This window comes from Mucilaginibacter boryungensis (assembly GCF_015221995.1).
Lineage (GTDB): Bacteria > Bacteroidota > Bacteroidia > Sphingobacteriales > Sphingobacteriaceae > Mucilaginibacter > Mucilaginibacter boryungensis.
The window spans coordinates 311353-323768 of sequence record NZ_JADFFM010000001.1 but is presented as its reverse complement, the minus strand read 5'-3'; the positions used below and the strand labels follow the sequence as shown (position 1 = coordinate 323768).

The 12416-nt window shown below is 44.4% G+C and carries 9 protein-coding genes; 3 read left to right on the top strand and 6 right to left on the bottom strand.

What is annotated here, in order from left to right; genetic code table 11:
- Nucleotides 1-167: 167 nt before the first annotated feature.
- The 3 genes from IRJ18_RS01405 to nagB form a co-directional block, all read right to left on the bottom strand.
- Nucleotides 168-779 carry a superoxide dismutase gene (locus tag IRJ18_RS01405; RefSeq protein WP_194104416.1) on the bottom strand — a complete coding sequence of 204 codons (612 nt, stop codon included), beginning with the start codon at nucleotides 777-779 and terminating at the stop codon, nucleotides 168-170.
- Nucleotides 780-921: 142 nt separating this feature from the next.
- On the bottom strand, nucleotides 922-2052 hold the full coding sequence (locus IRJ18_RS01400) for an acyltransferase family protein (RefSeq protein WP_194104415.1): 1131 nt from the start codon (nucleotides 2050-2052) through the stop codon (nucleotides 922-924).
- A gap of 242 nt (nucleotides 2053-2294) precedes the next feature.
- A complete protein-coding gene (gene nagB, locus IRJ18_RS01395) occupies nucleotides 2295-4214 on the bottom strand; it encodes a glucosamine-6-phosphate deaminase (RefSeq protein WP_194104414.1) in 1920 nt (639 codons plus the stop codon).
- A 124-nt stretch (nucleotides 4215-4338) separates the two neighbouring features.
- On the opposite strand from nagB, the gene IRJ18_RS01390 reads away from it, so the two are divergent.
- The gene (locus IRJ18_RS01390) at nucleotides 4339-5532 is read left to right on the top strand and encodes an anhydro-N-acetylmuramic acid kinase (protein ID WP_194104413.1); all 1194 of its coding nucleotides are present in this window, start codon (nucleotides 4339-4341) and stop codon (nucleotides 5530-5532) included.
- A gap of 118 nt (nucleotides 5533-5650) precedes the next feature.
- Here the strand turns inward: IRJ18_RS01390 and IRJ18_RS01385 are convergent, their stop codons facing one another.
- Genes IRJ18_RS01385 through IRJ18_RS01375 form a run of 3 tightly spaced genes read right to left on the bottom strand, consistent with a single transcriptional unit; the run spans nucleotide 5651 to nucleotide 10205 of the window.
- Nucleotides 5651-8830, bottom strand: a complete 3180-nt coding sequence (locus IRJ18_RS01385) for a S41 family peptidase (protein WP_194104412.1) — start codon at nucleotides 8828-8830, stop codon at nucleotides 5651-5653.
- Between the two features lie 45 nt (nucleotides 8831-8875).
- The gene (locus IRJ18_RS01380; protein WP_194104411.1) at nucleotides 8876-9622 is read right to left on the bottom strand and encodes a class I SAM-dependent methyltransferase; all 747 of its coding nucleotides are present in this window, start codon (nucleotides 9620-9622) and stop codon (nucleotides 8876-8878) included.
- A 49-nt stretch (nucleotides 9623-9671) separates the two neighbouring features.
- Entirely contained in the window at nucleotides 9672-10205 is a 534-nt protein-coding gene (locus tag IRJ18_RS01375; protein ID WP_194104410.1) for a serine acetyltransferase, read from the bottom strand.
- 99 nt (nucleotides 10206-10304) lie between these two features.
- Here IRJ18_RS01375 and IRJ18_RS01370 point away from each other — a divergent pair, with 99 nt between their 5' ends.
- Nucleotides 10305-11561: a glycosyltransferase family 4 protein gene (locus IRJ18_RS01370; protein WP_194104409.1), complete on the top strand. Its 1257-nt coding sequence runs from the start codon at nucleotides 10305-10307 to the stop codon at nucleotides 11559-11561.
- Nucleotides 11562-12320 carry a glycosyltransferase family 2 protein gene (locus tag IRJ18_RS01365; protein WP_194104408.1) on the top strand — a complete coding sequence of 253 codons (759 nt, stop codon included), beginning with the start codon at nucleotides 11562-11564 and terminating at the stop codon, nucleotides 12318-12320.
- The last annotated feature ends 96 nt before the right edge of the window (nucleotides 12321-12416 follow it).

The following is a 12416-nucleotide window of genomic DNA, read 5'->3' as shown; positions in this document are numbered from 1 at the left end:
TGTATTGTACCCGTCATTGCGAGCGTAGCGTGGCAATCCCCGGTATACAGAGTTGCTTCGCATATTTGGGATAGCCACGTCGCTTTCGCTCCTCGCTATGACGTGCAGGTAAATATTTAAACAAAAAGCGGCCCCGAATGTCGGGGCCGCTTTAAATATATTTTGGCTTACTTAGCTTTTGCGTACAGCTCGGCTACGTGGTTCCAGTTAATTACGTTCCAAATAGCTGCCAGGTAATCGGGGCGGCGGTTTTGGTATTTCAAGTAGTAAGCATGCTCCCAAACGTCGATACCTAAAATCGGGGTGCCTTTGGTTACTTCAGGCAGGTCCATTAAAGGGTTATCCTGGTTAGGGGTTGATGTTACCGCCAGTTTTTTATCGGCAGTTACAATTAACCATGCCCAGCCCGAACCAAAGCGGGTAGCACCTGCTTCAGATATTTTTGTTTTCAATTCAGAAAAAGAACCGAAAGTGCTTTTGATAGCCTCAGCCAGTTCGCCGGTTGGCTCGCCGCCGCCATTTGGCGATAACAGTGTCCAAAACATGGTGTGGTTATAGTGGCCACCACCGTTGTTGCGAACCGCAGGCGGGAATTTTGATATGTTTTTTATGATCTCCTCGATGCTGCTGTTAGCCTCGGGTTTGCCTTCTAAAGCTTTATTTAAATTAGTAACATAAGCCTGGTGGTGTTTACCATGGTGAATTTCCATGGTCATTTTATCAATGTGTGGTTCCAGTGCGTCGGTGGCGTAAGGTAACGCCGGTAATTCAAATGCCATAATGGTTATTTTTTAAGGTGAATATCAATGTATGCCTGCAAATATAAGCGATGCGGCGTGTTATTGTTCTAAATTAATGTCAGTTTTTGACCATGATTTAATGATTCCCGGAGGATTTTTTAGACTCATCATTGTGATAGATCTAAACTTTAATATAAATCTTCTTTTTGTACAGCCATACCATAGGCAGCCAGGTGAGTATCACATAACAAATAGCCCGCACTAACGATGCGTTGTACGGCGTAAAATAAGGCGCTATGCCATGCTGATACAGCCAGGTGCTGGCCTTGCTGCCGGTAACCGGGATAAAATCCACCAGTCCCTGTAAAATATCGCCTAATACAAAAGCGGTAATCGCATTCATACCGAACACTACCAGTATCCACGCATATTTTTTATTGCCTTGCACGTCTATCAGCCAATAGGTAAAAGCTAAGGCAATAGTTGCCAAGCCCCCGGCATAAAGCACAAAGCTGCTTGTCCACAATGCTTTATTTATCGGGAAAAACAAGTCCCATATTAGTGCTACCACAACCGCAGCAACGCCGTAAACAAAAAGCCAGGTTACTTTTACGCTATTTTCGCGGTCTGCCCGTTTTAACCAGCTGCCTACACGGATACCAAACAGACCCGTACCAATAGCGGGTAGTGTACCCAGCAAGCCTTCAGGGTCCCAGGTTTTGGATGATTTCCATAGGTGGTTAGTACCAAACACCAGCCTATCCAACCAGGCACCCATATTGGTTTCAGGGTTAAGATTAGCCGCGTGGCCATCAGGTACCGGGATAAACGTCATGATGATATAGTAACCTACCAATGCAAAGGCCATAAACCAGTCACGGGTTTTTTGTGTGCATTTTATATATAGCACGCTACATATAAAAAACACCAGTGCAATACGCTGCAGTACGCCTGGAAAACGCAGGTGCGTTAAACTATGCACAAATGGCGTATGGTGATAAAACAATTGTATACACCAACTGATAATGATCAGCGTCACCATCCGGCGCAAAGCACCCAATATCATTTTCCCGTGGTTTTTGGGATCAGCCTTTTTGGTTTCCATAGAAAACACCGTCGATACGCCCACCATAAAGAGGAAGAACGGAAAGATCAGGTCGGTTGGGGTACAGCCGTTCCACTCCGAGTGTTCCAGCGGCGCATAAATATGGCCCCAATCGCCGGGGTTGTTAACCAATGTCATGGCAGCAATGGTGGCGCCGCGCATAACGTCGAGAGAGAGTAGGCGTTGTTTTTCGGAAATTTGTTTCATTTTTTAGGTTTTACACTAAAGCAATTTAGACATTTATCGGAAATATTATAAAAGATTGTCAATTGTTACTTCCCCTTAAAACAACTATTACTATGCACGTTATCCTGAACTTGTTTCAGGATCATACATGCATAGTTGCCAGTATGATGAGATGCCGAAACAAGTTCGGCATGACGTTGACTACTACCTAAACAAAAAGAGACAGATAATCATCCGTCTCTCTATACATTCTTACGTACCTTCTAATATTTATACCTCACAAACGCCTCCATAGCTTCATACTCTGCTAAACCTAATTCATCATAACGGTGAGCGGTTTCGCGGTTGCGGTCTTCGGCGCGTACCCAAAATTCACGGGCATCATCGCCGGGGAACACCGGCCTGTCTTTCTGCGATTGATGTTTAAATATGGCGTTACGCTTGCGAATAACTTCTTGCGGAGACAATGGCACGGCCATTTCAATTTCATGTGTTTCAAACTCGTGCCAGGCGCCACGGTACATCCATAGCCAGCAATCTTTTACCCAATCTTCGGTTTTTTTCAGGCGTTCTAATGCTGCTAAAATTATCTTAAAACAAACAATGTGTGTACCATGCGGATCGGCAAAATCGCCGGCGGCAAATATCTGCTGTGGCTTTACTTGCTGCAGCAATTCCATCGTCATTTTGATATCAGCTTCACCAACTGAATTTTTTTGAGTTTTGCCGGTTTCATAAAAAGGTAAGGCCATAAAGTGGATATGATCGTCCTGCAAACCTGCATAGCGTGCACCACTAATGGCCTCGCTTTTGCGGATGAAGCCTTTAACATCACGAATTTCTTTGGTGTCGATCTGGTTTGGTTTTTTACGATCGATAAACTTGCGCATATCTTCGTATATCTTTTTTAAATCGGTATTATCTTTACCTATGCTGCTATCAAAATCAATGGCAAATTCCATATAACGCAGCACATCATCATCCCAAACGGCTGTATTACCCGATGTTTGGTAGGCCACATGTACATCGTGCCCCTGGTCAACCAAACGAATAAAGGTACCGCCCATAGAGATCACATCATCATCCGGGTGTGGCGAAAAGATGATCACACGCTTTTTAGCCGGGTTGGCACGTTCCGGGCGCTGGCGGTCATCCGAATCGGGTTTACCTCCCGGCCAGCCGGTAATAGTGTGTTGTATCTGGTTAAAAATATCAATATTGATGTTATACACTGGCCCCTGTTCAGTAGCCAGTTGCGCCATACCGTGGGTATTATAATCTTCCTCGGTAAGTTTCAGGATAGGCTTCTTTAACTCTGTAGCCAGCCAAATCACCGCTTTCTTTTTCAGTTGTTTATCCCACACACAGTCTTTTACCAGCCACGGTGTATCAAAGCGGGTAAGGTCTGATGCGGCGTCCTGGTCAAGTACAAACTCTACATTATCGCTTAACTGCAAATAAGTTGCCGGCACCTCTCCGGATATTTCACCTTCGATAGCTTTCTTAATAATCGGCGCTTTCTTTTTGCTCCAGGCCATCAGGATAATTTCCCGTGCTTTAAAAATGGTACCCACGCCCATCGTGATGGCCTTGGTTGGCACGTTGGCCTTACCGCCGAAATCGCGCGCGGCATCGGCGCGGGTCAAATCGTCAAGTGTTACTAAACGGGTGCCTGAGTTTGGGGCTGAACCCGGCTCATTAAAACCAATGTGACCGGTACGACCGATACCCAATATTTGCAGGTCGAGCCCGCCAAGTGCTTCTATTTGTTTTTCATACTCCAAACACCATTCAGCTACATCATCTGCCGCAAGTGTACCATCAGGGATGTGTACGTTTTGAGGATCGATATCAATATGGTTGAATAAATTTTCGTTCATGAAGGTAACGTAACTTTGTGCAGCGTCAGGCTTCATGGGATAATATTCGTCCAAATTAAAGGTAATAACGTTTCTGAAACTTAAACCGTCCTCTTTGTGCAGGCGCACCAGTTCGTTATAAACACCTATTGGAGTAACACCGGTAGCAAGGCCCAATACGGCTTTCTGGTGTTCTTCCTGTTTTCTGCGGATAACTTCGGCAATGCGTTGGGCTACTTTAACCGACGCGACATGTTGATCGGGGTAAACAGTTACAGCAAGTTTCTCGTAACGTGTTTCCTCTAATAGATTTAGTCTGGCCATAGTGGTAGATGGTCTTTTTGATTTTGGGTTAAGAAATAGGGCGGAGCAGCAAATATATAAGTTAGGGTAAACAATACATAATAATTTATACAATATCAGTGGACATTGTATATTAGCTCTTATTATGCCTGTTTTAAACCATAATCTGCAACACCTTTTTACTATTGCGCAAAAACCCGAACGTTTGGCTATCGGCCTCATGTCGGGCACCTCGCTGGATGGGTTGGATATTGCCTTGTGCCGGTTCAGCGGCCACGGAATGGCCACTAAATTCCAACTGCTGGAATTTACCACCGTCCCCTATCAAAATGATTTTAAGGCCGACATCCATCAACTGTTTGCAAAAAAAACTGTCGACCTGGAAAAATTATGCCTATTGAATGCTTATATAGGTTCTTTCCATGCACAACTAATTTTGAAAATGCTAAAACAGTGGAATGTTGCGCCCGCCAGTGTTGATTTTATTGCCAGCCACGGCCAAACTATATACCATGCCCCTCAACGCCTTCATGGTTTAGCCGGTTATCCAAACGCCACCCTGCAAATTGGCGATGGCGACCACATAGCGGTTAAAACCGGGATACTTACCATCAGCGATTTCCGCCAGAAGCATATCGCCGCCGGTGGTGAGGGTGCACCCCTGGCTTTGTATGGCGATGTGATATTTGGCAGCCAATCTGGTGAAAACCGCATACTGCTTAACATTGGCGGTATTGCTAACCTTACCTGGCTACCGGGCAATGGCAACACCAACCAAATTATTTGCTGCGATACCGGCCCTGGCAACACCCTAATAGATGCTGCCTGCCGTAAATATTTTGACAAACCGTATGATGAGGATTCAAAAATTGCCTTGTCGGGAACGGTGAATGATAATTTATTGCAAGCCCTGCTTGCCGATCCGTTTTTTAAAGCCAAAGCCCCCAAAACCACCGGGCCCGAACTATTTAGTTTAGATTATCTTGCTAAAGCACAACAACAATCGGGAACTATAGAAATACCCCCGCAAGATATTGTCGCTACTCTTAGCGCCTTTACTGTACAAAGCATTGTTAGTTTTGTAAACGATAACGGCATGCAATCGGCTCAGCGTATTTTAATAAGTGGCGGCGGTGCTAAAAACCGGTTTATAGTTGACAGACTAACTAAGGCCCTCGCCCCGGCTATTATTAGCAATACAGATTATTTGGGTATTGATCCTGATGCTAAGGAGGCTATTCTTTTTGCATTGCTGGGCAACGAAGCTTTGGTGGGCGAACCGCTGATTATTGGCAATAATCCTGCGGTGCTGATGGGTAAATTTAGTTTTGCGGGATAACCTTCAAGATAACGAATAAGTATGGGCGCGCAATTCCCTTCCCATGGGAGGGATATAATAAAAGAGCGCCCCGATTTCCTCGGGGGCGCTCTTTTATCTTCCGGTCTTTTGGACTCACCTATTTCAACTGTCCCATTATTTCATTAATGGCTTTGTCCAACTGCGGGTCGTTGTTGTTCAGCCTGTCGGTAAAGCCGGTTTTAATGTTGATATCTGGTTTGACGCCGGTTTTCTCAATATCCTGGCCATCAAGGGTAAAACAGCCCCAGGCAGGTACCCGATAGCTTGAGCCATCAACCAACCCTTTGGCGCTGGTGAAAATGATCCAACGGTAGGTTTCCGTGCCGATGATCTTACCCAAACCAAGCGATTTGAAGCCGGTGGCTGTCATTTCTCCATCGCTCAGGGTTTGTTCGTTCACCAGCAAAACGATAGGTTTGGCTGCCGGCCCAAAATTTGGCTGCGGGGTTTTAGCGCCGCCCCGGTATTGCCATTGTAAATAAGGGCGCTGGGATAAAAATTGCAGTACGCCGTCGTGCACGTTGCCGCCGGTATTATAGCGCAAATCCAATATCAGGGCATCTTTTTTGTAAGCGTCGTCCACCATATCAGTCAGGAACTTTTCCAATGCCTGGCCCGACATATCTTTCATATAAGCATAAGCAATACGGTTTTTGCTTTTTTGCTCCACCTCTTTTTTGTTATGATCTATCCAGTCATCATACAGGTCGCCTTTAAACTGCCCTGATGCTTCAGGATGTAATTTCGAAGTGATATTTTTTCCTCCGCGCTCAAAGGTCAATTCCAGTTCAGCATCCAGTGATGGTTTGGTGAAATAGAAATTACGGTCCATCTTTTCATCAACAGCTATGCCGTTCACTGCTTTCAGGCGGTCGCCTGGTTGTATGTTTATACCTTTTCTATCGGCATTGCTGTCTTTTATAATCTGTGTTACTTTATATGGGTCGTCGTTATCAAATACTATCCCAGTTTCCATGGTACGGTAACGCAGGTAAGGACGTTCCTCAGCCCCTGACGAGTTAAAGCCCTGGTGCGATGAGTTCAGCTCGCCCAGCATATCGTTTAATAACAGGCGTAAATCGGCGCGGTTATTTACATAGGGAATAAACGCTTTATAATCATCGTGCACTTTGGCCCAGTTTGCGCCGTGGAAACTGCCATCGTAATAGTTCTCATCTAAACCTGCCCAACTTTCGTCAAACATTTGGGCAAACTCACCAGCCAGGTTGCGGTCAAAATGATAGTTCATATCCACTTTGTCCACCTTATTTTGATCAATATTTAGTTTATAAATGTTGCCATTGGCCAGCATGTAAAATTTATCGGCACCTTTTACAATATCGTAACCAAAAAAGTCGGCGCCCATTACCTTTTCAGTTTTGTTGGCCTCAAAAGGTTCTAAGGTAGTGCGGTAAATAGCCGGCTTGCCCTCGCCATGATTTGATGCGTAATAAACAAAAGTTTTCTCGCCTTTCTGTATCACATCAAGCGAACGCTGTATGCCAAATGCCGGACTGATCCGCTCCAGGCGCTTCATAATATCTTCAGTGTCGATCATAATATCAGCAGGCGCTTTTGGCGTAGGCTGTACCGACGGTTTTTTATCGTCAAGTTTTAAGGCCACCAGTTTTTTCTGGGTGTCGGTACTGTCTTTTTTAACCTCGTTAAATAAGTCGTTAAACTTGTTCAGGCGGAAGTACTCATCATATTTTTGCAGCGGCATACGATAAATGTGCGCATCGGTTGACCCGTATGGGTACTGGGGATGCGTCAGCGAGGAAGCAAAAAAAATATACTTGCCATCGGGCGACCATACCGGTTCACTTTCAGTAACGCCGGTGTTGGTTAGGTTGGTGATTTTGCCATTGCTGATCTTGTATACAAAAATATCCTGTTCAAAATTGCGGATGGCAGTATATATCACATATTCGCCATTAGGCGAAAAGCCCGGCTGCGAGTTTTGGAAACCCCACAGTTCATCCTTTACAATGGTTTTGTTCTCCATTGTTTTCAGGTTGATTAGCCTTACCTCGTTACGGCCGCTCAGATAAACGGCATGGGTATGGGTTTTATCAACCGTCATCAGGCGGTCGGTTCCTTTATCACTGGTTAACTGCTTTTCAGTGCCGGTACCATCGGCAGCAATGGTGAATAGGTTGGGGTAACCGCCAACTGTACGGCAGTAAATCAGCGTACGGTTATCAGGCATCCATTTCACCTCAGTTACACGCTCACTATTGCCGCGTTGAATTTGGCGGATGAATTTGCCTTCGGCATCGCTTACAAACAATTCACCACGCGATACAAAGGCCATCTTTTTGCCATCGACCGATAAGTCCATGGCTTCAATATGCCCGGCTATCTCAAACTCCTGTTCTTTAGGTAATACATTGTTGCGGAAGATGGTAAAGTTCAACTTCTGTACTTTTTTACCGGCCACATCATAAGTATACAGTTGGTAATCTTTTTCAAATACCACCCGTTCTCCATTGGCGCTTACAAACGGGCGTTTTATAGAGGTTTTAAAATCGGTCAGCGCGGTTTTTTTGCCGTTGATGAAAGTATACAGGTTGTATTCGCCATTAGCCTCGTCGGATACGAAATAAACATCGCCTTTTTGGTCAATAGTTGTCCAAAAATCCTTACCTATCCAATTGGTATATTGTTTAAAAGCTTTGGTTTTGGGGTTGTACGATTCGATATCGGGGTTATAAGCCCCCTTATAATGCTTACGCTGCGGGAAGCGATAGCTTTCCCAGGTATCGCTAAAAAATAATTCGCCGGTTTTGGGATGTTCAACCACCCCGTGTATGGTGTTAAAATAGTTACCGAACAATCTTGACGGCGTACCCCCATCGCGACTAACCTTATACTCAGAAAAGCTATTATACCTGCCCGATGTAAAGTAAATGGTTTTTGAATCCCAACTCCAGGAATCCACCTCGTCGCTGGCATCGTGCCAGGTTAACTGTTTGATATCGCCACCGCCCATAGGCATTACATATACATCGTTATTTCCATACTGGTTTGATGAAAATGCCAGCCATTGCCCATCAGGTGATACCCGCGGACTGGTCTCTTCGCCCTGCATGGCGGTTAACCGGGTAGCTACAGGGTTGCTTACGTCGGCTTTCCAAAGGTCGCCTTCAAAACTAAAGATCACTGTTTTGCCATCGGGTGTTAAGGTTGGATTTGATGTGAAGTAAACGTCGTGGCTTTGGGCGTGTACAAATGCAGATAATAGCAAAGCACATAAGAAAGGGTAAAGTTTTCTCATAATTATTGATAAGTTAATAATAGAAGTCGTAGTGTCCTTTGCAATTTACTTAATTGCCTTTAAAACAATATATGGCGAAAACACCTTTGTTTCTATCGGGAGAATTTTTGTGAACCCCTTTCCGGCCAGCCAAATGGTTTTCACCAAACCTTTCACCAAACCGCTTTGCTCGGCGCGGTTCTCCAGCCATACCGAGAATTTACCATGATAAAATGATTCTACTTCGGTTAAACCTAAATCGCGGCATGTTTGAGCCAGGAGTTGCAGGTTCATACTTTCAATGAAGTGCTTATCGTAATTACTACGGTCGAACTTGCGCTGCACCCAGCCGTTAACCCCTTTAAAGTTTGGCAGCGTGATAAACAGCACCCCACCCGGTTTCAAAAACTGCAGGTGGCGGCTGATAATATCTTTGGTATCGCTGAAATGCTCTATCAAACCAAAGGAAAGCACCATATCATACAATTGCTGTGTTTGATAAGTAAACAGGTCTGATTCAATGATATGGATATCGCCGGGTTTAAGTCCGTTCTTTTCCAGCAGGCGGTTAATAATATCCTCGTCTATATAATAATCAAACAATGTTGTATCTAAATGCTGATATTTCTTCAGGTAGGTAGCATAATAGCCGGGGAAGCCCCCCAATTCAATAGCCGTTTTTACGCCCTTATCAGTGATCAGCTTCGCCATAATGCTGCCGAAATAATAATCGGGTTTAATAGAAAATATCAGGTCTTTTTTCGATTCCCAAAAAGCCTTCCAAAAGTTACGGTCTGTTAAATTTTGCTCCATAAGCCTCACCTAAATCCTCTCCAAAGGAGCGGACTTTTGAGTTTAATAATTAATTCACATTAACTCCCTCTCCTTGGGAGGGGGTTGGGGTGAGGCACCTTGCCGGGTTACCTACCGCCACACTATTTGCCGGTATATCTTTCACCACTACCGCCCCGGCGCCTATTATTACATTATCGCCAATGGTTATATCGCCAATAATACAGGCATTGGCCCCTATATCTACATTGTTACCAATGCGTGGGCTGCCGCTTAGGGTGCCGTCGGCCAGTTTTTTGTGGCCTATGGTAATGCCGTTACGCAGCGTGCAATTCTCGCCTATAATCGTTCTTAAATTAACTACCAGCGCTTGTCCGTGATATAATGCCAGCCCTTTGCCTATAGTTAGTTTACGGGGCAATTCAATACACAGCACCCATTCCACAAAAAAACGGTACCAGATAAGGTATGGGATAAAAATGATCTTCAATAAAAGATAACGGTTCACATATTGCACCAACCGAAACATCAGCATCACCAGTTTTCCCTTGGGGTTACCACGGTTAGCTTTCCAGTCGCAAAACAAATACGTAAAAAAATCCATTATAACTTTGGGATATAAATTAACTACAGATGCCCAACACCAAAAGTAAAATTTTCATTGTTATAATCAGTATAATTGCCTGCAAATACAATTGCCTGAATGAAAGTTACCCTTATTAACACGTCCGATGCCGGTGGCGGAGCACCCGCGGCTTGCATGCGTTTGCTGAAGGCTTTGCAATTTAGACAGGTAGACACACACTTACTGGTACAAAAAAAACAGACAGGTGGTGATCGTGTATATCCCACCGCAACAGGCATATGGGCCAAACTAAGGGCAACCTATAATTTTTTTGCCGAACGGATTCCTTTTATTGTTTTTGATGCAGATACCAAATGGGTAAGGTTTGCCTTCTCTACCGCTAAACGGGGCACAGATATCTCAGGCGAAGCGCTAGTAAAAAATGCCGATCTGCTGCATCTGCATTGGATCAACCAGGGCTTTCTTTCTACCAATGACTTAATTAGATTAGTGCGGCTGGGTAAACCGGTGGTATGGACCCTGCACGATATGTGGGCCTTTACCGGCGGCTGCCATTACGCCGGCGATTGCAATCATTTTTTACATCAATGTGGTTACTGCTGGATGCTGAAAGACCCCGATGCAAAAGACCTGTCTAATAAGGGCTGGCTACGCAAAATGCACTTACTATCTGATACCGAAAGTATCGTGTTTGTAACCTGCAGCAACTGGCTGGCCGATACGGCCCGGCAAAGTTCGTTGCTGAAAGGTTACCGAATAGAAGCTATACCTAACCCTATCGATACCGAAATTTTTTCACCGAAGAATAATAATGTTACCCGTCAGAAATGGGGAATACCACCTCATAAAAAGATCATTCTTTTTGGGGCTGCCAATATTATGGACCGCCGCAAAGGTATAGTTTACCTTATAGAGGCTTTAGAGAAGCTAAGAGATACTTATACCGATGAAGTAGAGATAGTTATCTTTGGAAAAAATAAGTTATTTGACGTAACTGTATTACCTTTTAAGGTATATGAACTGAACGTGATCAATTCGCAGTATGATATTGCCGAACTCTACAGCCTGGCAGATGTTTTTGTAACGCCTGCTATTGAAGATAACCTGCCTAACACGGTAATGGAAGCGCTGGCTTGCGGTACGCCTGTGGTTGCGTTTAATACTGGAGGTATACCAGATATGGTAGATCATTTGCAAAACGGTTATCTTGCCGAATACAAATCTTCGGCCGATTTTGCCGCGGGGATACGTTTTGTGCTGGATAGTTCCAACGCGCAAACTTTAGCCGTTAATGCCCGCAATAAAGTGCTGCAAAATTTCACTAATGAAATAGTAGCGGATAAGTATATTGCCCTTTATAAATCCTTACTTTAAATGCCCCCTGTTGCACCTGTCCTATCGGTTATTACCATTGTTTACAATAATGTAAAGGATATTGAACGCACAATGCTTTCGGTCATCAATCAAACCCATCCAAATATTGAATATATAATAATAGATGGCCTTTCAACCGATGGAACACTTGATGTCATCAGCAAATACCAAGACCGCATAAGCAAACTCATCAGCGAAACGGATGAAGGTATTTATGACGCCATGAACAAAGGCCTGGCCGCGGCTACCGGTGACTATGTGATATTTATGAACAGCGGCGACGAGTTTTATAGTAACGATACCGTAGCCAAAGTATTTGTTACCAGCCCGGGTGCCGATATTTATTATGGCGAAACCGAAATGATAAACGACCGGTTAGAAAGTCTTGGCCGGCGCCGGCATAGAGTGCCCGAAAACTTCACCTGGCGCGATTTTAAATATGGCATGAGTGTTAGTCACCAGGCCATTTATATCCGCCGGGAATTGGCTGAACCTTATGACCGCCAATACCAGTTAAGTTCAGACATCGACTGGATCATTCGCGCGGCTAAGAAAGCCAAAAAGATAGTGAAGATTGATGGTTATGTAGCCAGATACTTGGTAGGCGGCATGTCCAAAAAACGCCATCGCCAAAGTTTAAACGAGCGTTTCGACATTATGAAACGACATTACGGTTTAATCCCCACGCTATTAAACCATGTGGTAATTGCAGCCAAACTGGGCTGGCATAAGTTGTGGCACAAAACCACTAACGATTAAATTAGTGTCATTTCGACGAGAAACGAAAAAAATCTTCTACATAATTATCTCGCGTATAAGATTTCTCCTCACGCCATCACTATGCCCTACGGGTTC